This is a genomic window from Testudinibacter sp. P80/BLE/0925 (assembly GCF_053570785.1).
This window is the reverse complement of record NZ_CM131636.1, coordinates 2,166,340-2,191,675: the sequence shown is the minus strand read 5'-3', so window position 1 is coordinate 2,191,675 and position 25,336 is coordinate 2,166,340. Positions and strand designations below refer to the sequence as shown.

Genomic DNA, 25,336 nt, shown 5'->3' with positions numbered 1-25,336 from the left:
CTCCCCTTTTTGAGCGTAGAACAGATGAACACACAACAAATCGACCTTCTCAGCAAACAAAAAGCCTATGATTTATATGACTCCGGGGCGATTCACCGGCTGGAAATCGGCACAACTAAAGGCTTGCAACAAATTCACCATTATTTATTTGACGGTTTATATGATTTTGCCGGTCAGATCCGTGAGTTAAATATCTCAAAAAGCAATTTTCGCTTTGCCAATGCGTTATACCTCAAAGCCGCCCTTGCCGCGATTGAAAAAATGCCTGAAAACAGCTTTGAACAAATTATCGAAAAATACGTTGAAATGAAATAGGAAAAATTATGCACAACCTTGCCATCGCTGTGCTTTGCAGTGTGATCGTGTCGGTTTTTTTGAAAGTGGCACGCAAGCAGAATATCAATATCGCCCAAGCGATTGCGTTTAATTATATTATGGCAATCGGGCTGAGTTATTCTTTTTTGAAACCCGATTTTTCCGGGCAGTCATTTGGCGAAGTCGTGGCGCAAAATGAATACTCCTACTTATTTTTAGCCTTAGGGATTTTGCTGCCGACGGTGTTTCTCGTGATGTCGAAAGCGGTGGAAAGTGCCGGGATTGTGCGCTCCGACGCGGCACAACGGTTATCGTTGTTTTTACCGATTTTAGCTTCGTTTACGATTTTCAATGAGGTGCTGAGCGGCAGCCGTGCGGTTAGTCTGGTACTGGCGTTTACCGCACTTTTATGCTTATTATGGAAAAAAGACGAGCCGCAAAGCATTGTAGCCAAAAGCATAGCGGGCAAAAGTGCGGTCGGCAAAGGTTGGTTTAACCTGCTGTTGGTTTGGCTGGGTTATGGCGTGATCGATATTTTATTTAAGCAAATGGCAAAGAGCGGTAGCGCGTTTCCGTTGACGTTATTTGTGTCGTTTTGCTTAGCGGCCTGTGTCATTTTTATTTATTTGCTGATTAAACAAACCCGTTGGCACGGCAAAAGTATGTTGGGCGGTTTGCTGCTCGGCGTGCTGAATTTTATGAATATTCTGTTTTATATCAAAGCCCATCAAAGCTATAGCGACAACCCGACGTTAGTCTTTGCCGGCATGAATATCGGCGTGATCTGTTTAGGCACGTTGACCGGCGCGTGGCTGTTCAAAGAGAAAATCAACAAAGCCAACGCTATCGGCGTGGGCTTGGGGATTGTGTCGATTATCTGCTTATTTTATTTGGATAAAATCATAGGCTAACAAATGGCGAAAGAATTTAGCTTTTTTATTTACGACTACGAAAGTTTCGGTATCAATCCGGCAAGCGACCGACCGGCGCAATTTGCCGGCATTCGCACCGATGCGGATTTTAACATTATCGGCGAGCCGGTGATGTTGTATTGCAAGCAGACCAACGATTACCTGCCTGCGCCGGAGGCTGTGTTGGTGACGGGGATCACGCCGCAAGCGTGCAACGAAAAAGGCGTATCCGAACCGGAATTTGCCGCGCGTATTTTGCAAGAGTTTGCTCAGCCCAATACTTGCGTGATGGGCTATAACAGCATTCGCTACGATGACGAAATGACCCGTTACACCTTTTACCGCAATTTTATCGACCCTTACGAATACAGTTGGAAAAACGGCAATTCCCGTTGGGATTTGCTGGATGTGTTGCGCGCTTGCTATGCGTTGCGCCCTGACGGAATTCATTGGGTATATGACGAAAACGGCTTGCCGTCGTTTAAATTAGACCGCTTAACAGTGGCGAACGGCATTGAACACAGCAACGCCCATGACGCAATGGCGGACGTGTACGCAACGATTGAAATGGCGAAATTGGTGAAAGCCAAACAGCCACGCTTGTTCGATTATTTTTTCAATCTGCGCAACAAAAAAGCGGTGGAGAAACTGATCGACACCGCCAATATGACCCCGTTGGTGCACGTTTCCGGCATGCTCGGAAACTATCGCGGCAATACCGCACTTGTCGCACCGTTGGCATGGCACCCGACCAATAATAATGCGGTGATCGTGTGTGATTTGAGTGCCGATCTCAGCGATTTGTTGAGCCTGAATGCCGAAACGTTAAAAGTGCGGTTATACAGTAAAAAAGCGGAGTTGGAAGCGCAGGGGATTTTACCTGTACCGCTAAAATTGGTGCATATCAACAAATGCCCGATTGTCGCCCCCGAAAAAACCTTATTGCCGCAAAGTGCCGAACGCTTGGGGATTGATCGTGAACAATGTTGGCAAAATCAGCAGCGTTTACTTCAATCTTACGAAATTCGCGACAAAGTGATCGCTATTTTCAGCGAACAGCGTGAATATTCCGACGAGTTGAATGTCGAAACCGCACTTTACAACGGCTTTTTCAGCAATGCCGATAAACGCAATCTGCAAATTTTGCGTAGCTTGAGCGCAGAGCAGTTGCAAAACCCGGATTTAACCTTTGAAGACAAACGTATTCCCGATTTACTGTTCCACTACCGCGCCCGTCATTTTTACCGCACGTTGAACCGTGCAGAGCAGATTAAATGGCAGAAATACCGCAAATTGAAACTGGAAAAAAGTGCGGAGGTCTTTGTACAATCGCTGCAACAATTAGGCGAACAGTATCAAAATGATCCTGAAAAACTGGCGTTATTGCAACAGGTGTATGAGTACGGCGAAAAGTTGCTGAGTTAGTCATAATCCGTTGTTAAATAATTTTGAGTAGTATTGGTAACATTATTGCGTTAAAAAAATTGCGTTTAAAAGGGCTGGCTTGAAGCAAGACGCGTGTGCAAAACTGGTCAATGTATCTCTCTAATAACTTCCCTCCCTCCGTATACGGAGGGAGGGAAGTCAGTTTGTCAGCAATCTCACGCCCTGCCGAAGCAGGGCGTTGCGTATCAGTAGTAAAATTTAGAACGACGCATTGCGCGGGTAGCGTGGGAATGGGATGACGTCGCGGATATTTTGTATCCCGGTGACGTAAACGATCAGGCGCTCGAAGCCCAAACCGAAGCCGGAGTGCGGTACGCTGCCGTAGCGGCGCAGGTCGCGATACCAACTGTAATCTTCTTTGTTTAAGCCCATTTCGGCTAAACGCTGATCCAACACCTCTAACCGTTCTTCACGTTGCGAACCGCCGATGATTTCACCGATACCCGGCGCTAATACGTCCATTGCGGCAACGGTTTTGCCGTCGTCGTTAAGGCGCATATAAAACGCTTTGATGTCTTTCGGATAGTTTTTCACCACCACCGGGGAATTGAAATACTCTTCGGCTAAATAACGCTCGTGTTCGGAGGATAAGTCGATTCCCCATTTCACCGGGAATTCAAAGGTTTTACCGGATTTCAGCAACACCTCAATCGCGTCGGTGTAGTCGATTTGGGCGAAATCAGAGGCAATGAATTTTTGCAGACGGGTGATCACGTCTTTATCCACGCGTTCGGCGAAGAATTTCAGGTCATCGGCACGCTCTTCCAATACGGCTTTAAACACATATTTCAACATTGCTTCCGCCAACGCGGCATTGTCGGCTAAATCGGCAAAGGCTACTTCCGGCTCAACCATCCAGAATTCGGCAAGGTGGCGGGTAGTGTTGGAGTTTTCGGCACGGAACGTTGGTCCGAAGGTGTAAATTTTGCTCAAGGCGCAAGCATAGGTTTCGCCGTTGAGTTGTCCTGATACGGTTAAAAACGCTTCTTTACCGAAGAAATCTTGCTTGTAATCCACCAAGCCGTTTTCGCCACGCGGCAGATTTTCTAAATCTAAAGTGGAGACACGGAACATTTCGCCCGCACCTTCGGTATCAGACGCCGTGATGATCGGCGTTGCCACCCAATAGAAGCCTTGTTCGTGGAAGAAACGGTGAATGGCTTGCGCTAAGCAATGACGCACCCGTGCCACCGCGCCGATTAAATTGGTACGCGGGCGCAGGTGCGCCACTTCGCGCAAATATTCGACACTGTGGCGTTTTGCCGCCATCGGGTAGGTTTCCGGATCTTCAACCCAACCGCTGACAACCACATCGTCCGCTTGCAGTTCAACCGCTTGTCCTTGCCCTTGCGATTCGACCACTTTACCGGTTACGATTACGGAACAGCCGGTGGTTAGATTCAATACTTCATCTTGATAATTCGCCAGGCTATTGCTGACCACCGCTTGAATCGGATCAAAGCATGAACCGTCATAGACCGCCAAGAAAGAGAAGCCTGCTTTTGAATCGCGGCGGGTACGAACCCAACCGCGAACGGTAATGGTTTCACCGACGGCAACTTTTCCTTGCAGAACATCATGAATAGATGAAATTTTAGCCATTTTTTCCTCAAATTAGACAAATATAAAAAGTGCGTCTAGTTTACTGATTCCAAGCCAAAATACAACGATTTGAATGGAAATAACCGATTTTCCGCCGAATGGTTAGATAATATTTATTTGAGAAAAATATTATGTCGAAATCGTGAGCTGATTAGCATATTTGATAATATCTTATTGTAATTAAATAAATAAATGCGTATAACAAGAGGCTATCGAAAATATTCTTATCGGCAATAGATGACAACACAAGAGAAGAACTTATGCCAAAAATAAAACAAGAAGGTGCAAATCGGGTCAATTTGCAGCATTTAGGTGCAGTTTACCGCCTGATCGAGCAATTTGAATTAATTTCAAGAATTGATCTTTCCAAGATTTCAGGTTTTGCGCCCGCGAGTATTACCAATTTGACCAGAGAATTGATCAATTGCCATTTTGTGATTGAAAGAGCGGTGCAAAATACTATCGTGCGCGGGCGTCCGGCGGTCGGGATCTGCTTGTCGCCATTTTATTGGCAATATTTGGCTGTCACGCTGAGTGAAAAAAGTTTGGATATCAGCTTATGCGAGCTCAATGGAAAGCAGTTGCAGGTGCAACACTGCCCGTTGGATAAACGGGTGGTATTGGATGAGTTTATCGGCTCGGCGATTAACGGTTTCTTAAAACAGCACAATGAAGCGGCACAGCATATTTTGGCGTGTTCGTTGTGTATTCTCGGACGAGTCGATAAATTTGAAAAACGGGTTTACCTTGGGGCTGAAGAGTTGAATCCTGAGTTGCAGGACATGTTACAGCAGCATTTCAAATTTCCGATTATCGTGGCGGAACACTTTGCGATGTGGACTTTCGCCGAAAGCCACTTAGGCAATGCGATTAACAGTAATAATGTGATTTTCTTGCAGTTTGACGATGCGATTAATATCAGTGTGCTCAGCGAAGGCAAGATGATTAAGAACGAAAAACAGAAACGGATGAATATCGATAAAGTGTCGTTGCCGAAAATCAGTGAACTCAGCGATCAAATTGCATTTGATGTGCCGGAAGTCGAGCGGCACTATCTGTATAATCAGGTCAGCAATAAAGCGATTTATCAACTGGTTGATTTATTGTTGCCAAACGAGTTGCCGAATGATGAAAACAAAATTCAGTTTTTATGCGAACAGGCGCAGCAGGAAAATCCGGCGGCGATTAAGATTATTCACCATCTGGCAGACAATGTGTCGTACTTGTTGATGTATCTGACCAATATTTTTGCCTCGGAAAAAATCATGATCAACACCCGGTTATTGTCGGTCAAAGATCTGTTTTTACAGCGTTTGGCGTTGAAATTGCAAGATGCGCTGCTATCGGACGAGCAGCAGGTGGAGATTATCACCTCTAAATTTAGCTGGAATGACCCGGAAATCGCGTCATCGGCGATTAAACAACAACTGTACAACGGCGAATTATTTGCCGATATTGTTCGATAATTGGCGGCGCCTGTTAATTATTTGCTAAAAACTTGTGTTAGCTCAATAAATTGCTTTTCATTTTTGCTTAAAATTTTCCCCGTACTACGAATGTCGAGGGAAAATTATGAGTTGTTTTTTTGTAACCGGCACCGATACCGGTGTCGGTAAAACCGTGGCAAGCAGGGCGATTATCCAGGCATTGCAAAAGCAACGTTGCCAAATTGTCGGCTATAAGCCGATTGCCTGCGGTGACGGAGGTTATCATCCCTATCTCGATGCGCCGACAGAACAAAACGATAAACAGAACGGCGATGTACTGACGTTATTGGAAAGTTGCACCGAACCGTTGCAATATCATGACATCAACAGTTATACCATGCCGTTGGAACAAGAGCCGGGTTTGAATGAGTTCTTGGAGCAGCCGCAGGTGATTCAAATCGAAAAAATCAATAGCGATTTGCGGCGATTGACATCGCGCTATCAAACCGTTTTGGTGGAAGGCACTTTTGGTTGGCTGACACCGATTAACCGCACTTTGGATTTTTCCGATTGGGTTGCCGAGCATAAAATGCCGGTGGTATTGGTGGTCGGAATTAAAGAGGGCTGTATTAATCATGCGTTGTTGACAGCGCAAGCGATTGAAAAGAGCGGAGTGCCGTTAATCGGTTGGGTGGCAAATCGGATTAATCCCGGTTTGAGTAATTACAGTGCGATTATCGAGTTGCTTTCCAGTAAAATCGACGCACCGTTATTGGGGCAAATTCCCTATTTACATCAGCCGGAAAAACAGGATCTAGCGCATTTTATGAATAACATTGAGCGCTTAAGTTATTTGCAGACCATGCGCTAGCTTTGATTTCTCTCCTTCCGTGTACGGAGGAAATACCGCTTTTCGTTAGGAAAAATGGGGAGGGAGGGAAATGGCGTTCGGCGCTTGTCGCACTATTCTTTCCACACAATATGATATTCCGGATTTTCCATATCGTGCGAAATCAAGACTTTGGCGAAAATATCGTCCATTTCGTCTTTATCATTCACCAATCCGACCCAGACTTCGGCATAGGCTTCCGGATCGATTAACACGCCGATTTCTTCATCCCAATTGTCGGCGGTTTCCACCATTTCCACCGCTCCGCGTTCTTCGAATTGCAGGTTAAACAACAAAATATCCGCCGGGTCGAGGTTTTCCTCCGCCATTTCCAAAAAAATATCATAGGCGGTATCAATCGCATTATCGGGATCACGTTTGGTTGTCATTATTTATTCCTCAAAGGGTAAGCAAAGTGCGGTTAGCATACCTGTTTCTGCGCGGGAAACCAACGGGTAACCGCACTTTTATAAAAAAATACCCCTGCTATCAAGATAACAAGGGCATTATCGGTTACGGTATGATTAACCGGTATTGCGCATTCCTGCCGCGATCCCGGTGATGGTGATCATTAAAGCTTGATTTAAGTGCGAATCTTGCTGTTCTTCCGGCTGTTGGCGCAGGCGATGTAACAGTTCCACTTGCAATAAATTCAACGGATCGGTGTAAACGTTGCGCAGGGCAATAGACTGTGCAACCCATGGCAAATCGTCCATCAATTGATCTTTATGCGATAAGTCAAGCAGGGTTTTGACATCGGCTTGCAATTGTTGGCGTAATTCTTGCCCCAAAGCCCATAAGTGCGGTTCGACTAAACGTTGATCGTAATATTCGGCTAACCATAAATCGGTTTTACTGAACACCATTTCCAACATGCCGATACGGGTAGAAAAGAACGGCCAGCCTTGGCACATTTCTTCCACCACCGCACTTTTGCCGTTATTCAGCAACGTTTGAATCGAGGCGCCGGCGCCCAACCATGCCGGCAACATTAAGCGGTTTTGCATCCAAGCGAAAATCCACGGAATCGCACGCAGACTTTCAACCCCACCTTTCGGGTTGCGTTTTGCCGGACGCGAGCCTAACGGCAGGCGCGACAATTCCTGTTCCGGTGTCGCAGAGCGGAAATAGGGCACAAAATCCGGCTGTTCGCGCACAGTGCCGCGATAAATCTCACAAGAGAGCCGGGATAAATCATCCATAATGCCGCGCCATTCGGCTTTCGGTTCCGGCGGCGGCAGTAAATTGGCTTCCAAAATTGCGCTGGCATACAACTCCAAACTGCCGACCGCCACTTGCGGCAAGCCGAGTTTAAAGCGAATCATCTCGCCTTGTTCGGTCACACGCAGACCGTTTTTCAGTGATTTAGGCGGTTGTGACAATAACGCCGCGTGCGCCGGAGCGCCGCCGCGGCCGATTGTGCCGCCACGACCGTGGAACAGCGTCAATTCGATATGCAATTTTTCACACAAATTCACTAACGCTTCTTGCGCGCGGTATTGCGCCCAAGAGGCGGCCATCATGCCCGCGTCTTTGGCGGAATCGGAGTAGCCGATCATCACCATTTGTTTATTTTTAATAAAACCGCGATACCAACCGACATTAAACAGTTCTTCCATCACAGCTTCGGAATTGTCTAAATCTTCCAGCGTTTCAAACAATGGCACGACCGGGATATTCTTATTGCAGCCGGCTTCTTTCAATAATAAGTGAACGGCCAACACGTCAGAAGCTGACTTCGCCATAGAAATGACATAAGCCGAAATCACGCCTTCGTTTTGTTCCGCCACCACTTTGCAGGTGTCTAAAATCTCTTTGGTTTCCGCACTTGGCGACCATTCAATCGGAATCAACGGACGACGCGAATTGAGTTCGCGAATCAAAAACGCTTGTTTGTCGGCTTCGTTCCATTGCGCATAATCCCCCAAACCGATATAACGGGTCACTTCGGCAATCGCCATGCTGTGACGGGTGCTTTCTTGGCGAATATCCAACTGTGACAGGGTCACGCCAAAGCAGCGGATACGGCGTAAGGTATCTAACAATAAGCCGTTGGCGATAATCCGCATTCCGCAGTTGGAAAGGGACGTGTAGCAATCGAACAGCGGTTGCCAAAGTTGCTCGTTTTTGGTGATAATCTGGTCGATTGTGGTTCTCGGCTGTCTATCCGCCAATAAGTCATTGTAGTGATTTTGCGTCGCTTTTAATTTGGTACGCAGATCTTTGACGATATAGCGATACGGTTCTTGGTGTTCGCCGTATTTGGCTTTGAACTCCTCGGTCGCTTCCACCATTGAAAGTTCATCGGATAACAGCTTAATGTCTTCCAAAAACAACTCGGCGGCTTTGGCGCGCGCCAAATTCAACACATTGCGGGTGACGGCGCTGGTGACAAACGGGTTACCATCACGATCGCCGCCCATCCATGAAGAAAATTTGACCGGGGTAAAATCGACCGGCAGGGTGAAATCCAGATAGTCGCGGGTGCTGTCGTTGAGTTGACGCAAAAACATCGGCACGGCTTTCCATAAGCTGTTTTCAATCACCGAATAGCCCCATTTTGCCTCTTCAAACGGAGTCGGGCGCTGCGTACGGATCTCATTGGTGTGCCATGCCTCGGCAATCAGTTGCAACAAACGGCGTTCGATTGCGGTGCGCTCTTTCACGGTCAAATCGGAATGCTCCAATTTGCTTAGGCATTTATTGATTTCAACGTGTTTATGAGTCAGTGAACGGCGGGTGACTTCGGTCGGGTGAGCCGTCAACACCAACTCGATCAACAGATTATCGACCGCACTTAGCACCTGTTCTTGTTTGATACCGTGCTGTTTGAGCTTACTGAACAAGCTGCCAATCGAGCGCTGGCTGGAATTTGCGTCGTCATGGTGGCGTGAAATGGTTTGGTATTGTTCGGCAATATTGGTCAGATTCAAGAAATGGCTGAACGCACGCGCCACCGGAATAATATTGTCATTGGAAATCGTTGCGAGGGTATCGAGCAACGCTTGGCGCGCTTTGTCGTTGCCGGCGCGCGAATCACGCGAAAGAACACGGATATTTTCGATCAAATCGAGAATATCGCTGCCTTGCGCATCACTGATGGTTTCGCCTAAAAACCGTCCGAGCATACTGATATTATTGCGCATTTCACTGTATTGCTGAATCATAGTTTATTCCTTATTCAGAAAGTCAATTTTAAAATTTAGAAACTGTGATAGATATAACAAAAAATAGGAAAGGCGGTCAATCTAAATTAACTCGGATTTGGTATTTCTGATAAAAGATTGCATTATTTTTAACAAATACGAAAAATAACCATGAACGATGTGAGAAAATCATCATCTAATTAAACAGAATTGAAACAAATATAGATTTTTAAAGTGGAAAAATAAAACCAATTGATTTTTATTTTTTAATATAAAAAAACCGCACTTGGCTTATTTTGAACAGCCAAAGTGCGGTTGCTTAGACAACTATTGGCAGTCAGACTTTGACAATCCAACCTTCCGGCGCGGCTACATCACCGAATTGAATGCCGGTCAGTTCCGCATAGAGTTTTTTAGTCACCGGTCCGACTTCGGTTTCGGAGTAGAATACATGAAAATCATCACCGTTTTGAATGCCACCAATCGGAGTGATGACCGCCGCCGTGCCGCAAGCCCCGGCTTCGATAAACTCATCTAATTTATCAATATACACATCGCCTTCAACCGCTTTCAAGCCCAAACGTTGTTCTGCCAAATAGAGCAGTGAGTATTTGGTGATACTTGGTAAAATCGATGGTGACAGTGGGGTAACAAATTGGTTGTCTTTGGTGATACCGAAGAAATTCGCCGAGCCGACTTCTTCGATTTTGGTGTGGGTTTTCGGATCAAGATAGATACAATCGCCGAAGTTGCGTTCTTTTGCCTCTTTGCCCGGCAGCAAGCTGGCGGCATAATTACCGCCGACTTTGGCTGCCCCGGTGCCTTGCGGCGCAGCGCGATCATATTCGGAAATAATGAAGTTAGTCGGTTTCATCCCGCCTTTGAAATAGGCGCCGACCGGACAGCAAAAAATCGAGAAAATGTATTCCGGGGCGGCGTGTACACCAACATTATCGCCCACGCCGATTAAAAACGGACGCAAATACAAGGTTGCGCCGCTGCCGTAAGGACCGACAAACTTTTCATTGGCTTTAACCACTTGTTTACAGGCATCGACAAACATCTCCACCGGCACTTGCGGCATTAATAAACGTTGGCAGCTGCGTTGCATGCGCTTGGCATTTTCGTCAGGACGGAACAGGTTAATACTGCCGTCTTTACAACGGTAGGCTTTCAACCCCTCAAAACATTGTTGCCCATAGTGAAGTGCGGTTGAGCCTTCGCTGATATGCAGCACATTATCGGTAGTCAGTTTGCCGCCGTCCCATTTACCGTCTTTCCAGTGGGAAATATAACGGAAATCGGTTTTGATATAGCCAAAGCCTAAATTTTCCCAATCTAATAAAACATCACTCATTGTTTTTCCTTACTCTTATTTCTTTGCTTTAGATAAAAATATCCGTCATTTTTATCCTATTTTTACGTCAAATCAATCATTAATTGATTTCGGGCTGAATTTTTGCAGCAAGCGTTGCAGTTGTTGCGTTTCACTCGCAGACAGGGCGGCGAGCAGCGTCGCTTCAAATTGTTGTAACAACTGGTGAATTGCTTGTTCTTTATGTTGTCCCTGTTTAGTCAGAAAAATATTTTTGCGCCGCGCATCACGGGGGTTGTCTTTGCGCACAATAAAATTTTTCCGTTCCAACAGATCAATAATTTTGGTCATCGAGGAGGATTCAATTTGCAGCTGCTTCATCAAGCTGCTTTGATTTTGCCCATTTTCGCTAAAAAGCAACAACAAAACCCGCGCTTGCGAGAGGGTCAAGCCTTCTTGCTGTAACAGTTGATCAAGGGATTTGTTAAGGCTTAACGTCAGGTTTTTTAACTGCCAAATAATAGATTGACTTTGGTTTTCAGAACTCATAACTGATTTTCCCTGCAAAAATGAATTGGCTGAAAATTTAACATAACAATCGGCCGGAAGATAGGATAAAAAATGCAGGTTTATGTTAGAATAAGCGGCAGAAAAAAGCCACTCAAGGATTGAGTGGCCGATAAACCAAATGGGTTTTAAAATATACAGGAAGTTAACAGTAAAACTCAAATCTAGTGAACTAGATAAAACACAACATCATACTTAAAAACAACACCATGTTGCTTAAGCAATGCGACCATTTTAGGTTTTGCCGTCACGAGTAACAATTTATATTTTTTTATCGTTCGCATAAATTTTATTTATGCGATTTTAACGACAGGATATGTCATGCATAAACGTTTGCCCCCGTTAAATGCACTTAAAGCGTTCGAATCGGCCGCCCGTCATTTAAGTTTCACCAAGGCTGCAGATGAACTGTTTGTTACCCAAGCCGCTATCAGCCACCAAATTAAATTATTGGAAGATTTCTTAGGCAATGCGCTGTTTATCCGTAAAAACCGCGCCTTGGAGCTGACCGAACAGGGCAGTGCTTATTTTCATGAAATCAAAGTGATTTTACGCCGCTTGGCGGAAGTAACGGATCAACTCAGAAACAGTCAGCATGATCTGGAACTGACCATCAAAGTGCCGCAAACCTTTGGTTTGGCTTGGTTGGTGCCGCAACTGAGCGAATTTAATCGGTTATATCCGGCGATTGAAGTGAATATTCAGGGTTTCGATTATGATGAAAGCGATATTCTCGCCGATGCGGATGTCGCGATTTTTTATGGTAAAGGCGATTGGCGCGGGCTAAAAAGCCAGCGTTTATTGGAGGGGTGTTTGTCCATTTTGGCCGCCCCGAAACTGCTACAGCATAAGCCGTTGCAAAACTTAACCGATTTGTCGCAACACAATTTACTGCATATCCACACCCGCGAAAATTGGCAGCGGATGGCGGCACATTTGCAGTTGGACAATCTCAATATTCAACACGGCTCGGTGTTCAGCCATACGTTTATGGCGTTACAAGCCGCATTGCATGGGCAAGGGGTGGTCTTGGCAAACAAGATTCTGGCACAGCAATATATCAATGACGGCTCGCTGAAAGAGGTCTTTTTCACCGATGTGACCGATCCAAAATCATTTTATGTGGTGTATCATCCGAATTATTCGGATAAAATACAGACCGTTTCGTTTATCAATTGGATCATCGAACATATCCGACAACACCACTAACCACCCGACAGACCAAGGATTACTATGGGAAACCGTTTTTTAACCTTTGCCGCCATCAGCGGTTTTTTCTGCGTCGCATTCGGCGCTTTTGCCGCCCACGGTTTGGAACCGCACTTGACCTTTTTACAACTGGATTGGATCGAAAAAGGCTTGAGATACCAAGTTTTTCATACCTTGGCGTTACTCGCATTGGGGCTCTTTGTCACCGCAACCAAGAACCAGCCTGCGCCGGCGTGCCGTAATCGTGGTTTAAACTGGATCGGTTACAGTTGGGCCATCGGCATTCTCTGTTTTTCGTTCAGCTTGTACGGATTGGCATTAACCGATATCAGAAGTTTAGTGTGGATCACGCCGATTGGCGGCACGGCATTTTTAATCGGCTGGGGCGCGTTGGCGTTTATCAGCATTGCCGGCAGTATGAAGCCAAGAGGTTAAGCTCGTGAATAAATTGGCATTATATTGCCGTATCGGTTTTGAAAAAGAACTGGCAGCGGAAATCAGCGAAAAAGCAGGCGATTTAGGCGTGTACGGCTTTGCGCGGGTGGTGGAAAACAGCGGTTATGTCATTTTCGAGTGTTACCAAGCAGGCGAAGCCGATCGCTTGGCGCAACAAATCCCGTTCAACCAACTGATTTTTGCCCGCCAACTGATTGTGGTTTCCGATTTATTGAGTGATTTGCCGCTTGACGACCGTATCAGCCCGATTGTGGTACAATATCAGCAAAATCAGCAGGTTAACTTGCAACAAAGCACCGAGCTGTGGGTGGAAACCGCCGACACCAATGAGGCAAAAGCGTTATCGACCTTTTGTCGCAAATTCACCGTGCCATTAAGGCAACAATTGAAAAAGTGCGGTCTGCTGAATTTTCGTGAAATTCGCGGCAGCGGCGTCACCTTGCATGTGTTGTTTATTACCAATGATAGCTGCTATGTCGGTTATTCTTACAACAACAACCATGCACCGCACTTTATGGGCATTCCACGCCTGAAATTCCCAAGCGACGCGCCAAGCCGTTCCACCTTAAAACTGGAAGAAGCGATCCTGACTTTTCTCAGCGAAAAAGAAGAAAAGCAACGCATGAACGATCAGATGAAAGCCGCTGATTTGGGTGCTTGCCCCGGCGGTTGGACTTATCAGTTAGTCAAACGCGGCATGTTTGTGTATGCGGTCGATCACGGTAAAATCGCACCGTCGCTGATGGAAAGCGGACGGGTGGATCATTGCCCGGAAGACGGTTTCAAATTCCAACCGCCGAAACGCACCCGCTTGGATTGGCTGGTGTGCGATATGGTGGAGCAACCGGCGCGGATCACCGCCTTAATGAGCAAATGGTTGCTCAACGGCTGGTGTCGTGAGATGATTTTCAACCTAAAACTGCCGATGAAAAAACGCTATCAAGAAGTGCGGTCTTGTTTGCAAACATTGAGTGACGATCTGAACAAAAAGGGCATTAGCCATCGGCTGCAAGCCAAACAGCTTTTTCATGATCGGGAAGAAATTACCGTGCATGTCTATCTGGATTCGGTTTACCGACCGTCTTCGAGTGATAAATAATATTGGATACATAGAAAGTAAAATGAGGAATTAACGATGACAGATTTACGCATTGCCGTTGCCGGCGCAGGTGGGCGCATGGGGCGCCAATTAATCCAAGCGGTGAAGAACGCCGAGGGCGTGGTGTTGGGGGCAGCCTTGGAGCGCAGCGGTTCGAGTTTGGTCGGTGCAGACGCCGGGGAACTTGCCGGAATCGGCAATATCGGCGTGGCGGTCAGCGACAATTTGGACAGCGTGAAAGATCAATTTGATTTGCTGATTGATTTCACCCGCCCGGAAGCCAGTTTTGGCTATATTGATTTTTGTGTCGCCAATCAGAAAAAAATGGTGATCGGCACCACCGGTTTTGACGACGCAGGCAAACACGCGATTGCGCAAGCGGCGGAAAAAATCGGTATTGTATTTGCTTCAAACTACAGCGTGGGCGTGAATTTGGTGTTCAAATTATTGGAAAAAGCAGCCAAAGTGATGGGCGATTATTGCGACATCGAGGTGATCGAAGCACACCACCGCCACAAAGTCGACGCGCCGTCCGGTACCGCACTTTCAATGGGCGAACATATCGCCAAAACCTTAGGGCGTGATCTCAAAACCCACGGCGTTTTTGCCCGCGAAGGGATCACCGGCGAACGCAAACGCGATGAAATCGGCTTTGCCACCATTCGCGCCGGTGATGTGGTCGGCGAACACAGCGTCTGGTTTGCCGACGAAGGCGAACGGGTCGAAATCGCCCACAAAGCCTCCAGCCGCATGACCTTCGCCAACGGTGCGGTGCGTGCCGCCAAATGGCTGCAAAGCAAGCAAAACGGTTTGTTTGATATGACCGATGTGTTGGATTTGAATAATCTCTAAACACAAATATCAAAATAATCATCAAAGTGCGGTTTTCAGCGAACCGCACTTTGGTCTTACACCGCTTTTACTTCTTTTTCCAACGCAACTGATACAAATCATTGCGCCGATCCTTCAAATTACGCACGCTGCCGAATTCATGCAGTTCGCGCAATTCATCAATATTCACATCGGCAATCAGCACCATTTCGGTATTCGGTGTCGCTTCGCTTTTGACGCCGTTGGTCGGGAAGGCAAAATCGCACGGTGTGAAAATCATCGACTGGGCGTATTGGATATCCATATTATGTACATTCGGCAGGTTGCCGACCGAACCGGCAATGGCAACGAAACATTCGTTTTCAATTGCACGTGCTTGGGCACAATGGCGCACCCGTGAAAAACCGTTTTGCGTATCGGTTAAAAACGGTACGAACAGGATTTCCATGCCTTGATCGGCAAGCAAACGGCTGAGTTCGGGGAATTCGACATCGTAACAAATCAAAATGCCGATTTTGCCGCAATCGGTATCAAACGCCTTTAATTGGTTACCGCCGATCATGCCCCAAATTTTGGCTTCGTCCGGGGTGACATGCAATTTTTCAAAGCGCTCGGTGCTGCCGTCGCGTCGGCATAAATAGCCGACGTTATATAAAGAGTCGTCTTTGATTTCCGGCATGCTGCCGGTGATGATATTGATGTTGTAGCTGATGGCCAATTCTTCGAATTTACCGACAATCGCCGCAGTATATTGCGCCAATTTACGAATCGCTTCCGGTTCGGAATCGTTATTATATTTCGCCATCAGCGGCGCATTGAAAAATTCGGGAAAGAGAACAAAATCGCAGTGGTAGCCTGATACCGCGTCAATAAAATATTCCGCCTGCTGCATTAATTCAGCGACATTGCGGTAGGGGCGCATTTGCCATTGGATCAAACCCAACCGCACTTCTTTCTTGTTTTGGGTTGCCAAGTCACTCGGCGGTTCGTAGTAGATATTATCCCAGCGCATTAACACCGCATATTCGTTCGAGGCGACATCGCCTTCGAGATAACCTTTCAACACTTTGCGCGGGTGGAAATCATTCGACATTTGGAAATTCAATACCGGATCGTTGATTTCTTTGCGTCGCACTTTGTCAATATAGGCTTTCGGCGTCAATTGATCGGCATATTTATGATAGTTGGGAATCCGCCCGCCGAAGGAAATGCCTTTCAGATTCCGCTTTTCACATAAATCCTTGCGGTAATCGTATAAACGCCGCCCCAAACGCAGCCCGCGGAATTCCGGTTTGATAAATACATCAATCCCGTACAAAATATCGCCTTTGTCGGTGTGCGAATCAAAGGTATCGTTCGCGGTGATTTTTTGGTAGGTGTGGTTGTCGCCGTATTTGTTGTAATCGACGATGATCGACAGCGCACAGCCCGCCAAACAATCATTCACTTTAATCACCACCTGACCTTCGGGAAATTTATTAATCAGGCGTGAAATTTCCTCTTCGCTCCAATAGGCATTCGGCAGAAGGGAATAGGCGCTGATCATCGCGTCTTTCAATTCCTGATAGTCATTCAAGGTGAGATAAGTCAGTTCGATATTCTCAATATCTTTGGTGTCCATAAGGTTCTTCCTGTTATTGATTAACTGCTTGATTTCAGGATAAAACGATAGTTGAGAAAAATCAAATGTTGAGTAATCGGGCTAAACCGCACTTTGCGCCAGCAACTCACCGGCTTGTTGCCAATCGTTGTTTTTCTGCAATTGCACAATGGTTTCAAAATCGATACTGTGCATGAGCAAATCGGCACTGTGATTTTTACCTAACGCCTGATTGACCCCGCGATTGATCTGCGAATAGTAGAGCAGGGTGCTTTCCGGGCTCATGCCGCCGATAATACCGATTTTTTGCATAGGATTATTTGCCTAACGTTGCAATATACGCCGCCAAATTTTGCCTATCTTGTTCGGTTAAGCGCGACTTCACTGTGTTGCCTGCCCCTTCGATTTCACCGTTTTTGCGTTTTTCCAATGCCGTGACAATGTCATTTTTTGCCATGCCTGCAATCACCGCTGAGGTGTCAAATGCCTGTTTTTCCGCATTGCGGCCGTGGCACATGGCGCATAACTGCTGATATTGGCGTTTGCCTTTGGCAATATCCGCCTCGGCGACCGCACTTTGTGCCGTCAGCAAGGCGAGGGTAATGGCGCATAAGGCGGGGGAAAAATGAAACCGCATGTTGAAAATCCTGTTGTTAACTGAATAATGCCGCTATTTTAGTACAGAATAAGTAAGCCGTCCGCAATTATTCAAACAGCGCATTAACCCGTTCGTGATCGAAGCCTTCCATGCGTTGTTGTAACACGCCGTTGGTGGCGATGAGAAACGAAGTCGGCGTGCCGATCACTTGGTAACGTTCGGCGGTGATGCCAAGTTGATCTCTCACCACCGGCAGGGTAATGCCGCGTTGTTTGGCGACGGTGGCGGTGTCGGCGTTTTTACCGTCGATATTGATCGCCAGAAAATCCAGTTTATCCGGATGAGCTTGTTGCAAGCGCTGTAATTCCAACATTTCGGCAATGCAACCGCCGCAGTTTTCCGACCAAAAGGTGATAAACAGCGGTTTTTGTTGCACCACATTTTCCAGTTTCACCGCTTCGCCGCTCAAATTAAAAGTTGCCAGTTGCGGCGCTTTTTTGCCGACGGTGGCCTGTTGCTCTTCGCAGGCAGTCAGGAACAGGCAGGTTAGCGCAAATAGGGTGGTTTTCAACAACGTTTTCATCAATTTGTCCTCGATTCATATTTTTCTTCACGCAAAAATTTGCCGTGTTGCAAGAAGATGGTGCGGTGTGCCAGTTTGCCCAATTCCGGATTGTGGGTCACCATCACGATGGTGCGCCCTTGCAGGTTCAGTTCGGTCAACAGTTGCAGGATTAGGCGTTCGTTGGTTTCGTCCAGATTGCCGGTCGGTTCGTCGGCAAAAATCACCGGCGGACGGTTGACTAATGCACGGGCGATACACACCCGTTGCTGTTCGCCGCCGGACAGTTGGCTTGGCAGGTGATTGATTCGATGTGCCAAACCGACTTGGGCGAGCACCGCTTTCGCCGACGCTTCGTCGGTGACACTGTGATAATGTTGCGCCAACATCACGTTTTCAAGTGCGGTCAGGTAGGGAATCAAATGGAATTGTTGGAACACCAACCCGATTTTCTCGGCACGAAAACGCTGACGTTGCTCTTCGTTCAGCTTGGCGGCGTCTACGCCGTCTAAAATCACCTTGCCGTCGCTGGCGGTGTCCAAACAGGTCAAAATATTCATCAGCGTGGTTTTGCCGGAACCGGAAGCGCCCATAATCGCTACGAATTCGCCGGCGGCGATTTGAATATTGATATCGTCAAGTGCGGTCACCTGTCCGAAACGTTTAACCAAATGGCGGGTTTCGATCACCCATTTTTGCTCTGTCATTATTCACCTTTCAATACGTTGGCGGTTTCAATTTGTAATGCCCGTCGGGTCGGCACGATCACCGCAATCATCGCCACAATCAGCGAGAGCAGCAGCGTGATCGGAATTACCGGCAAGCGCAGATCAATGCTGGATTTAAACACCGCGATCCCCAACACCTGCGCGAGAATATAGCCTAAAATCAAGCCGGCGAGTGTGGCAAGCAGGGCAATCAGCAGGGTTTCGGTGGTGATTTGTTTGATGATATCGCCGCGTTTGGCGCCCAATGCTTTTTGCAGCGCGAACTCTTTGGCACGCTCGGCGATAATCGCAATTAAGGTGGTGTTGACGCACAGGGTCGCCAAGATCAAAATCACCAACGAAATTAAGCCCATTAAGCCTTTGATTTTATCCAGAATCTGCCCTTCGGAAGCGGAAACTTTACGAATCGGGCGAATTTCCAAATCGGGATATTGGCGGCGCAGCTGTTCGGCGAATTGCTCCACCTGTCCCTGTTCATTTTTCACGCTTAACAGCGCGTAACTGATTTGATCAGGCTTGTTCAGCCATGCCTGTGCAAATTCCAGATTGACGATCAACATATTGTCGGTGGCGTCACCGGCTTCCACGATCGCTTTAATTTTGAAACTGCGTTTTTGCTGCTGCTCGTTGCTTAAGGTGATCTCGTCGCCGAGTGTTAAGTGCAGCCGCTCGGCTAAGGTTTTGCCGATCATCGCATTGCGCTGATCGAAATTCACTCCGATTTGTTGTCCGCGGATTTGCCAATAGGGCGCGAGGGTCGGCATGGCGTCGTACCACACGCCCATAATTGCGATTTTTTCCAATTCACTGCGGGTCACGCCGTATAAATAGGGGGCGGCGGCATTTAGCAAACCGGTCGGCGCTTGTGCCAGAATTTGTTGAAACGGCTGTTGCGACAGCGTGGTTTGATGTTTCGAGCCGATATAAAAATTGGCGCCGAAAGTGCGTAATTCTTGGCTCATTTTGGTATTGATATCAAAATAGACCGCAGACATCGCCGTGACAATTGCCGCGCCGACGGTCAGGGCGGCAAAAATAATCGCGACCCGTTGCAGGCGCAAGCGCAACGCACGGAATACCAAACGCCAGAACATATTAACGCCCATACAACACCTCGATCGGATAGAGTTTGGCAATGCGGTGCGCCGGAAACCAAGTGCCGATAATCGCAATCATCACCGACAAAAACAGCACGCACGGCACCACAATCCAAGCAAAAGAGAGCGGTTGTCCGAACAACGCATCACCGATAAAACCAGCCAAGCCCCAACCGGCAAGGCAACCGAATAGCCCGCCGATAACGCCGCTTAAACCGGCTTCGCAATAAAACAGCAGATTGATTTGCCGTTGATGTGCGCCCAGCGCTTTCATCAAGCCGATCTCTTTGCTGCGTTCGATGATATTGCTGGTCATCAACGAAGCGATTCCCATTGCGGAAGCCAACAGCGCCGCCAACGTGACGACCGCCAACAGCAACTGGATTTTCTCAATGACCACGCCTTCGGAGGCGGCGACCTGCCAAATCGGGCGCACCACTGCGCCGGATACCGCTTCTTCCAGCTGGTGGGCGATTGACGAAACATAGGCGGTGCAATACCAGCGGTCATACTCTTCGGCGTCCAACGCTTCCAGATTTTCCCGCGCTTTGCGCGACAGATCGTTTTCCGGCACGGTCAACGCCGAAACCCGTACCGACTGCACTTTGCCGTGGAGGTTCAAACTGTTTTGCAGTGCGTGCAGCGGCACGATCACCTGATTTTCTTCATTGCCGCCGCTCGACAGAATTCCGCTTACCGTTACCTCTAAAAGTGCGGTCATCTCTGCGCTAGAGTCAGTGAACGGACGTAATTGCAACCGATCACCGATATGAATATCGGCACTTGCCGCCAGTTGGCGCCCGACCAGTGCTTGCGGCGCAACCGCACTTTGAGTGTTAGCACGGTTATGGCGGTGTTTGACACTGTCATCCACCCATTCGCCGTCCACCTGCCAATACGGGCTGATGATTTTCTGTCCGGTGTGATAATCCGGATCGTCCGGAATGCCGATCGGATAGTCAAAAAACGTGCCCAGTACGCTGATATCTTGTTGCTGCGCTTGTCCGTTACGGCTAATCAACTCAAAAGGCGCATTCAATTGCGGCGCAAAGCCGACGATATTGTTGCCCCAAAAAATATCTTTAATGTTAGGCAGTTCTTTTTCGTCTAAAAAATCCTGCCCCTGCAACAGATTTTCCCGTTCTTGATCGACTTGCGGCAGCGCGGCTTGGGCGGCAGGTTCAATCAAAATATTGGCGCCGTAGGATTTCAGCTCTTTTGCCATTTTATCGCCGATATCAATCGACACCGCCAACAGGGCGGAGATTAAACCGGCGGCGAGAAAAATGGTGAAAATCGCCAAAAACTTGCGCCGTAACCCGTTTTTCCACGATTGTAACAACATACGTAACAGCATAACTTATTCCTCCGCCAAGCGGGTTTGCGGCGCTTGGCTTTGCGGCGCAAGGTAGCGCTCAGGATTGTCACGGAATTGATTGATATTCTGTTCCGAAGCAAAAAAGTAGGTTTTGCCGGCGTAGTTGTATTTAAATTTGGCGTCGGTGTTGAGCAGCTTGCTGCCGTCTACCGGATCAATCACCTCCAATTGCACGATGGTCGAGAAGTAGTTCAAACCTTCTTCCAAGCTTTGCTTGCTGATGATCACCTGTTGTTCGGTTTGCCGCCAATCGTTAATCGGTACCGGATTGCAGCCGCCCGGCTTACCGATCGACGGAATAAACATATGCACGCCGCAAGCCACGCAGATCACCTGATTGCCTTGCATGACATAACCCTGATCGCCGCACAGCAGGCAGGCGTCAAACACCACGCCCAAGCTGACACGATCGCTTAACCGGTTGATAATAAAGAAACGCACGGCTTTGCCTTCGTCGGAAATCCAAACGAAGCGGTGTAATTTGCCGTCGCTGACCTGTTTGATGTCGATATGCACTTGCCCGTCTTGTGACAATGTCACCGGCGTGGCTTGCGACAGGCGCGGCGGCTGCGAAGCGATTTTATCCCAATACAGCTGTGCGGCGATCACTATCAGCGCCAACAGCAAGCCCGATAGCGTAATGCGGCGCGCTTGGCGATAAAGTGCGGTTTTTTGCCGTTTTTCGATCAGATCGGTTTGCTGTGCCAACACATGCTGGCGCGGACGCTGCACGCAAATGAAAAACAGCAGGCTGATAGCGATAAGCATGCCCGCCAGCAGATAATTATTCCAAATGGTCAGATTCAGGCTTTTGGCAACAAAACTGAGCAGGGTTTTATCCAGATCGATCAATTGCAATTTAATCAGCGACAGCAAAATTTGCCCGCTGAGCGGTAACAACAGCCAAACGCCCAACAGCAGCATAGCTATCAGCCGCAGCTGCCAACAAGCGGAATAAGCCAATGCGCTTTGCCGCAACAGACTGACAATCCAGTTGGCGCACAACAGACAGAGCAAAAGTGCGGTCGCTATTGCAAACAGATTAAGAATAAAATCAGTATTGATGATCTCGGTGGAGGTGATTGCACTCAAATTCGGATTTTGCGCCCAGAAAATACCGGCGAACAGCAGTAACAGGGTTTGCGCAAGGTAGAGCAGTTGCCGCCGATTCAGCCAAGCACTGAACAGGCTAAACAGCAACACCGACGCATAACCGATTGACAGGATCAGTTTCAGGCTTTGGTTGACGCTGAACAGTTGCCATAGGACAAAGCCGCTGCAAAGTGCGGTCAGAGAGAGCCAAAACAGCGCTTTGTCCGGCACGGTTCGCTGTTTTGCCCACAACAAACCGCTGAGTACGCCGAACGGCAGCAATAATTGTAAAACCGAGGTGAAAAAGTAATTCATTGCAACAACCTTTTATGTTTTTAAATCCTATGCAGATTGGAATAAATAAGATTTAAAAAGATAAAATTACCACCCTGAAAAGCGTGCAAAACACCGGCAAAGCAGAGTGGTAACGACCGATTTCAGATCAATTCAAACCGGTATATTTAAATTCAAACGCCGCATCAAACGGTTTCCACCAGCGGCCGACACCGGTTTCGTCATCGGTATGGCGGTGCAACCCCGCTTTTGACGGCGGCTCGATGTGGTAAGTCACTTTATAGTTGCCCACGCCCATCATTTTGATGTTGGCGCCGTAGTGCGGACCGTCGCCGGCAACCATCGGCATAAACGTGCCTTGTTGTTTTTCACCGGTATCCAAATTTTCCAAGGTATAATTAATGGTCAGATACGGCATCCATTCGCCGGCGCCGAAGCCGTTTTTATTGCCTTCGATCGCATGAATATCCGCTTCCAGATGGATATCCGATTTCGCCGCCGGTAAACCCATACCGCGCGGTTCCATATCGATCGGCTGCAAATAAACCGCTGCGATTTCCATTTCGTTCATGGTAACCGGTTCGCCTGCCGGATACTCTTTGAATGCCAGCGCCGAGGTAGCGGAGAAGATACCGGCGACGAGGGTGGCGGTGAGCAATGTTTTTTTGAAGTTCATAAAATACCTCTTAAAAGTTTAGGATTAAATAGCGTGTAATGCCTGTTTTTTAGCGCTGATTTTCATATACAACAGGGCGAAAATCGCCGCCAAGATTAAAACGGCTTGCGGAATTAAGGTTTCGAGATACGGATAAATTCCCAACCAGGAAATTTCAGGGAAGCCGTCCAGTAAGGTCGGTTGAACCAGTTTTCCCTCAATCAGTTCCAACACGCTTTTACCGGCAAAGACAAACGCCATCAGATACATAAAGCCGCCCGTCAACATAAAGAACGGTTTTAACGGCAGTTTGACCACGGTAAAACGCATAATCAAATAGACAACCAACAATAACATCACGCCGATCGCAAAGCCGCCGAACAGATATACATAGCCGTCGGCAGATTGGATATCGCCCACTAATGCGTAGTAAAACAACACGGTTTCCGCCCCTTCGCGGTAAACCGCCAGAAAACTGGTGAGCCATAACCCGATCAACGAGCCGGTGGTCAGGGCGGTGGAGAGCTTGCCTTCAAGGTAGCGTTTCCAATTTTGCGCCTCTACTTTCGACAGCAGCCAATAGCTCATCATAAACAGCATAACCACGGCGAAAATCATGGTGATACCTTCCAATAATTCACGGTTTGCGCCGGAATTTTCAAACAGCAACTGGAAGATAAATGCGGTGATCACACTGGCGACAAGGGCGATAACCACCGATTGGCGGATAACCGGCAGCTTGTCCTGATGATGGTTTTTTACCAAATACGCCACAATCGCCGCCACAATCAGCAAGGCTTCCAAGCCCTCACGCAGGATAATCAGCAGGCTGTAGAGGAAAATATCCCAAGCGCCGCCGCTGTTTTGGCTTAATAAACTGACCGCACTTTGCAACTGTTGCGCCAAGCCGTCCGCTTGTTGTTGCAGTTGCTCCGGCGATTGCTGCGCTTTCATTTGCCCGACCAGACGGGTGAAAAAGCCCTCCAGGGTGGTTTTCAAATTGCTGTCGCGCGAGCCGATACTGCTTTCCATGCCGGAACTTTCGAACACATCGAAATAGGTGTCCTGCACCGCCATAATCGCCTCGTCACGCTTACCTTGTTGATAGTGTTGAAGTGCTTGCTGAATGCCTTGATTAACCTCGGCGGCGACCTGTTGCCAATTTTGCGTGCTGTTGTTTTGCGGCTCGGCGGCTTGCATTGCCTGCGCTTGTTGCGCCTGTTTGGTGGTCGGCAGGTTCGGCAGTTGATCTTCGATATCTTGTAATAATTGGGTAGTTAAATAGCCCAGCTCGCTCAGGTTTTCAGCCTGTTGTGCGGCTTTGATCAGATCGTAAAATTGTTGGTTGAGAGCGGAGGACTGGGTGGAAGAGCGGTTTTGCCGAATTGCCATTTCCATTTCGGAATTTTTGTAACCGTCATATTGCGCCTGTTGAATCAACTTCTTGGCGCTGTCCAAATCGCCCTCTTGGTAGGCGCTGATCGCTTGTGCCAGCAGATCGTCGATAATCTGAAAACTTTGTTGCCAATAAGGTGCAATCTCACTGTTTTGATACGCGCCGTGTTGCCCTTCGGCGGTGAGGCGGTGTCCGTCGTTCAACACCGATTCCAGCCGATTCAACTCATTTTTCAACCAATCAATTTTTTCTGCGATAACCGACTGCGGCTGATTTTGGGTGATCATCTTGCGGATTTCGCCGAAAGCGGCTTCCAACTGGTAGCTTTTTTGTGCGGAAATGTTGATTCGAATCGGGCCTTCCAAATTCTCAAACACCTCGAAATACGCCATTTGCACCGCACTTTTCGCCTGATTGACCTCGCCGTTTTGATAATACCCCAGAGTGTTATCCAAGCGTTGTTCAATATCGGCGATATAGGCGCGATAACGGTTATCACCGTCAGTTTCGGTCGCGCTCAGATTCAGGCTGACGGAGAAAAGTGCGGTCAGTAATAAATATTTAATAATTTTTAACATATTAGTAACACGAATAAAAATGAGAACCTTTATCATGATAAGATAGGCAAATTATGAGCCGATCAGAATTTATTTCAAGCGGATTTTCTCGAATATTTGTTCTACCTCAAAAAATGCAGCAATTTAATTCGGCAGTAGCGTGTTT

Annotated in this window: 23 protein-coding genes and 1 pseudogene; 9 read left to right on the top strand and 15 right to left on the bottom strand. The window is 47.6% G+C overall.

Going from position 1 to position 25,336, the window contains the following annotated elements:
* Positions 1 to 24: 24 nt before the first annotated feature.
* The 3 genes and pseudogenes from ACWA5Z_RS10640 to sbcB form a co-directional block, all read left to right on the top strand.
* A pseudogene (locus ACWA5Z_RS10640) lies at positions 25 to 309 on the top strand (protein adenylyltransferase Fic); the annotation flags it as partial.
* 14 nt (positions 310 to 323) lie between these two features.
* Positions 324 to 1,226 carry an EamA family transporter gene (locus ACWA5Z_RS10635; protein WP_431052187.1) on the top strand — a complete coding sequence of 301 codons (903 nt, stop codon included), beginning with the start codon at positions 324 to 326 and terminating at the stop codon, positions 1,224 to 1,226.
* Positions 1,227 to 1,229: 3 nt separating this feature from the next.
* Positions 1,230 to 2,651 (top strand): exodeoxyribonuclease I, encoded by a 1,422-nt coding sequence (gene sbcB / locus ACWA5Z_RS10630; protein WP_431052185.1) that lies wholly within the window; start codon positions 1,230 to 1,232, stop codon positions 2,649 to 2,651.
* Between the two features lie 219 nt (positions 2,652 to 2,870).
* On the opposite strand, the gene asnS is transcribed toward sbcB, so the two are convergent.
* On the bottom strand, positions 2,871 to 4,274 hold the full coding sequence (gene asnS / locus ACWA5Z_RS10625; protein ID WP_431052183.1) for an asparagine--tRNA ligase: 1,404 nt from the start codon (positions 4,272 to 4,274) through the stop codon (positions 2,871 to 2,873).
* A 260-nt stretch (positions 4,275 to 4,534) separates the two neighbouring features.
* Here asnS and ACWA5Z_RS10620 point away from each other — a divergent pair, with 260 nt between their 5' ends.
* Positions 4,535 to 5,740: an ROK family protein gene (locus ACWA5Z_RS10620; protein WP_431052181.1), complete on the top strand. Its 1,206-nt coding sequence runs from the start codon at positions 4,535 to 4,537 to the stop codon at positions 5,738 to 5,740.
* 106 nt (positions 5,741 to 5,846) lie between these two features.
* Positions 5,847 to 6,572, top strand: a complete 726-nt coding sequence (gene bioD, locus ACWA5Z_RS10615) for a dethiobiotin synthase (protein WP_431052179.1) — start codon at positions 5,847 to 5,849, stop codon at positions 6,570 to 6,572.
* A gap of 92 nt (positions 6,573 to 6,664) precedes the next feature.
* On the opposite strand, the gene ACWA5Z_RS10610 is transcribed toward bioD, so the two are convergent.
* From ACWA5Z_RS10610 to ACWA5Z_RS10595, 4 genes are all read right to left on the bottom strand, one after another.
* Positions 6,665 to 6,979, bottom strand: a complete 315-nt coding sequence (locus ACWA5Z_RS10610; protein WP_431052177.1) for an HI1450 family dsDNA-mimic protein — start codon at positions 6,977 to 6,979, stop codon at positions 6,665 to 6,667.
* Positions 6,980 to 7,114: 135 nt separating this feature from the next.
* On the bottom strand, positions 7,115 to 9,757 hold the full coding sequence (ppc, locus tag ACWA5Z_RS10605; RefSeq protein WP_431052175.1) for a phosphoenolpyruvate carboxylase: 2,643 nt from the start codon (positions 9,755 to 9,757) through the stop codon (positions 7,115 to 7,117).
* Positions 9,758 to 10,073: 316 nt separating this feature from the next.
* Entirely contained in the window at positions 10,074 to 11,093 is a 1,020-nt protein-coding gene (locus ACWA5Z_RS10600) for a branched-chain amino acid aminotransferase (protein WP_431052173.1), read from the bottom strand.
* A gap of 72 nt (positions 11,094 to 11,165) precedes the next feature.
* Complete coding sequence (locus tag ACWA5Z_RS10595; RefSeq protein WP_431052171.1) at positions 11,166 to 11,600, bottom strand: MarR family winged helix-turn-helix transcriptional regulator; 435 nt, start codon at positions 11,598 to 11,600, stop codon at positions 11,166 to 11,168.
* A 339-nt stretch (positions 11,601 to 11,939) separates the two neighbouring features.
* Between ACWA5Z_RS10595 and ACWA5Z_RS10590 the strand changes: the two genes are divergently transcribed.
* The 4 genes from ACWA5Z_RS10590 to dapB are packed head-to-tail and all read left to right on the top strand — an operon-like array spanning position 11,940 to position 15,234.
* A complete protein-coding gene (locus tag ACWA5Z_RS10590; RefSeq protein WP_431052169.1) occupies positions 11,940 to 12,827 on the top strand; it encodes a transcriptional regulator GcvA in 888 nt (295 codons plus the stop codon).
* 24 nt (positions 12,828 to 12,851) lie between these two features.
* Entirely contained in the window at positions 12,852 to 13,262 is a 411-nt protein-coding gene (locus tag ACWA5Z_RS10585) for a DUF423 domain-containing protein (RefSeq protein ID WP_431052167.1), read from the top strand.
* 4 nt (positions 13,263 to 13,266) lie between these two features.
* Positions 13,267 to 14,382, top strand: coding sequence for a 23S rRNA (cytidine(2498)-2'-O)-methyltransferase RlmM (gene rlmM, locus ACWA5Z_RS10580; protein ID WP_431052165.1), 1,116 nt, complete (start codon positions 13,267 to 13,269; stop codon positions 14,380 to 14,382).
* A 36-nt stretch (positions 14,383 to 14,418) separates the two neighbouring features.
* Positions 14,419 to 15,234 (top strand): 4-hydroxy-tetrahydrodipicolinate reductase, encoded by an 816-nt coding sequence (gene dapB / locus ACWA5Z_RS10575; RefSeq protein WP_431052163.1) that lies wholly within the window; start codon positions 14,419 to 14,421, stop codon positions 15,232 to 15,234.
* A gap of 67 nt (positions 15,235 to 15,301) precedes the next feature.
* On the opposite strand, the gene ACWA5Z_RS10570 is transcribed toward dapB, so the two are convergent.
* From ACWA5Z_RS10570 to ACWA5Z_RS10525, 10 genes are all read right to left on the bottom strand, one after another.
* On the bottom strand, positions 15,302 to 16,834 hold the full coding sequence (locus ACWA5Z_RS10570; RefSeq protein ID WP_431052161.1) for a carbon-nitrogen hydrolase family protein: 1,533 nt from the start codon (positions 16,832 to 16,834) through the stop codon (positions 15,302 to 15,304).
* Between the two features lie 81 nt (positions 16,835 to 16,915).
* Complete coding sequence (locus tag ACWA5Z_RS10565; RefSeq protein ID WP_431052159.1) at positions 16,916 to 17,125, bottom strand: aspartate/glutamate racemase family protein; 210 nt, start codon at positions 17,123 to 17,125, stop codon at positions 16,916 to 16,918.
* A gap of 4 nt (positions 17,126 to 17,129) precedes the next feature.
* A complete protein-coding gene (locus ACWA5Z_RS10560; protein ID WP_431052157.1) occupies positions 17,130 to 17,450 on the bottom strand; it encodes a c-type cytochrome in 321 nt (106 codons plus the stop codon).
* 67 nt (positions 17,451 to 17,517) lie between these two features.
* The gene (locus ACWA5Z_RS10555) at positions 17,518 to 17,994 is read right to left on the bottom strand and encodes a TlpA family protein disulfide reductase (protein WP_431052155.1); all 477 of its coding nucleotides are present in this window, start codon (positions 17,992 to 17,994) and stop codon (positions 17,518 to 17,520) included.
* Positions 17,994 to 18,680, bottom strand: coding sequence for an ABC transporter ATP-binding protein (locus ACWA5Z_RS10550; protein ID WP_431052153.1), 687 nt, complete (start codon positions 18,678 to 18,680; stop codon positions 17,994 to 17,996). Before ACWA5Z_RS10550 ends, ACWA5Z_RS10555 begins: the two co-directional genes overlap by 1 nt.
* Positions 18,680 to 19,795: an ABC transporter permease gene (locus ACWA5Z_RS10545; protein WP_431054340.1), complete on the bottom strand. Its 1,116-nt coding sequence runs from the start codon at positions 19,793 to 19,795 to the stop codon at positions 18,680 to 18,682. Before ACWA5Z_RS10545 ends, ACWA5Z_RS10550 begins: the two co-directional genes overlap by 1 nt.
* A gap of 1 nt (position 19,796) precedes the next feature.
* Positions 19,797 to 21,155, bottom strand: a complete 1,359-nt coding sequence (locus tag ACWA5Z_RS10540) for an ABC transporter permease (protein ID WP_431052151.1) — start codon at positions 21,153 to 21,155, stop codon at positions 19,797 to 19,799.
* A gap of 3 nt (positions 21,156 to 21,158) precedes the next feature.
* Positions 21,159 to 22,583, bottom strand: a complete 1,425-nt coding sequence (locus ACWA5Z_RS10535) for a Fe-S-containing protein (RefSeq protein WP_431052149.1) — start codon at positions 22,581 to 22,583, stop codon at positions 21,159 to 21,161.
* Between the two features lie 127 nt (positions 22,584 to 22,710).
* Entirely contained in the window at positions 22,711 to 23,238 is a 528-nt protein-coding gene (locus ACWA5Z_RS10530; protein WP_431052147.1) for an iron transporter, read from the bottom strand.
* Between the two features lie 24 nt (positions 23,239 to 23,262).
* Positions 23,263 to 25,191, bottom strand: a complete 1,929-nt coding sequence (locus ACWA5Z_RS10525; protein ID WP_431052145.1) for an FTR1 family protein — start codon at positions 25,189 to 25,191, stop codon at positions 23,263 to 23,265.
* Between the last annotated feature and the right edge of the window lie 145 nt (positions 25,192 to 25,336).

What these genes read in the sequence shown, in the direction of transcription:
- ACWA5Z_RS10600 (WP_431052173.1), bottom strand. Translation starts at nt 11,093, where the DNA reads ATGAGTGATGTTTTATTAGATTGGGAAAATTTAGGCTTTGGCTATATC.
- ACWA5Z_RS10560 (WP_431052157.1), bottom strand. Translation starts at nt 17,450, where the DNA reads ATGCGGTTTCATTTTTCCCCCGCCTTATGCGCCATTACCCTCGCCTTG.
- ACWA5Z_RS10585 (WP_431052167.1), top strand. Translation starts at nt 12,852, where the DNA reads ATGGGAAACCGTTTTTTAACCTTTGCCGCCATCAGCGGTTTTTTCTGC.
- ACWA5Z_RS10530 (WP_431052147.1), bottom strand. Translation starts at nt 23,238, where the DNA reads ATGAACTTCAAAAAAACATTGCTCACCGCCACCCTCGTCGCCGGTATC.
- ACWA5Z_RS10525 (WP_431052145.1), bottom strand. Translation starts at nt 25,191, where the DNA reads ATGTTAAAAATTATTAAATATTTATTACTGACCGCACTTTTCTCCGTC.
- ppc (WP_431052175.1), bottom strand. Translation starts at nt 9,757, where the DNA reads ATGATTCAGCAATACAGTGAAATGCGCAATAATATCAGTATGCTCGGA.
- ACWA5Z_RS10635 (WP_431052187.1), top strand. Translation starts at nt 324, where the DNA reads ATGCACAACCTTGCCATCGCTGTGCTTTGCAGTGTGATCGTGTCGGTT.
- ACWA5Z_RS10545 (WP_431054340.1), bottom strand. Translation starts at nt 19,795, where the DNA reads ATGTTCTGGCGTTTGGTATTCCGTGCGTTGCGCTTGCGCCTGCAACGG.
- sbcB (WP_431052185.1), top strand. Translation starts at nt 1,230, where the DNA reads ATGGCGAAAGAATTTAGCTTTTTTATTTACGACTACGAAAGTTTCGGT.
- ACWA5Z_RS10570 (WP_431052161.1), bottom strand. Translation starts at nt 16,834, where the DNA reads ATGGACACCAAAGATATTGAGAATATCGAACTGACTTATCTCACCTTG.
- ACWA5Z_RS10610 (WP_431052177.1), bottom strand. Translation starts at nt 6,979, where the DNA reads ATGACAACCAAACGTGATCCCGATAATGCGATTGATACCGCCTATGAT.
- ACWA5Z_RS10540 (WP_431052151.1), bottom strand. Translation starts at nt 21,155, where the DNA reads ATGCTGTTACGTATGTTGTTACAATCGTGGAAAAACGGGTTACGGCGC.
- ACWA5Z_RS10550 (WP_431052153.1), bottom strand. Translation starts at nt 18,680, where the DNA reads ATGACAGAGCAAAAATGGGTGATCGAAACCCGCCATTTGGTTAAACGT.
- ACWA5Z_RS10555 (WP_431052155.1), bottom strand. Translation starts at nt 17,994, where the DNA reads ATGAAAACGTTGTTGAAAACCACCCTATTTGCGCTAACCTGCCTGTTC.
- ACWA5Z_RS10595 (WP_431052171.1), bottom strand. Translation starts at nt 11,600, where the DNA reads ATGAGTTCTGAAAACCAAAGTCAATCTATTATTTGGCAGTTAAAAAAC.
- bioD (WP_431052179.1), top strand. Translation starts at nt 5,847, where the DNA reads ATGAGTTGTTTTTTTGTAACCGGCACCGATACCGGTGTCGGTAAAACC.
- dapB (WP_431052163.1), top strand. Translation starts at nt 14,419, where the DNA reads ATGACAGATTTACGCATTGCCGTTGCCGGCGCAGGTGGGCGCATGGGG.
- ACWA5Z_RS10620 (WP_431052181.1), top strand. Translation starts at nt 4,535, where the DNA reads ATGCCAAAAATAAAACAAGAAGGTGCAAATCGGGTCAATTTGCAGCAT.
- asnS (WP_431052183.1), bottom strand. Translation starts at nt 4,274, where the DNA reads ATGGCTAAAATTTCATCTATTCATGATGTTCTGCAAGGAAAAGTTGCC.
- ACWA5Z_RS10565 (WP_431052159.1), bottom strand. Translation starts at nt 17,125, where the DNA reads ATGCAAAAAATCGGTATTATCGGCGGCATGAGCCCGGAAAGCACCCTG.
- ACWA5Z_RS10535 (WP_431052149.1), bottom strand. Translation starts at nt 22,583, where the DNA reads ATGAATTACTTTTTCACCTCGGTTTTACAATTATTGCTGCCGTTCGGC.
- ACWA5Z_RS10590 (WP_431052169.1), top strand. Translation starts at nt 11,940, where the DNA reads ATGCATAAACGTTTGCCCCCGTTAAATGCACTTAAAGCGTTCGAATCG.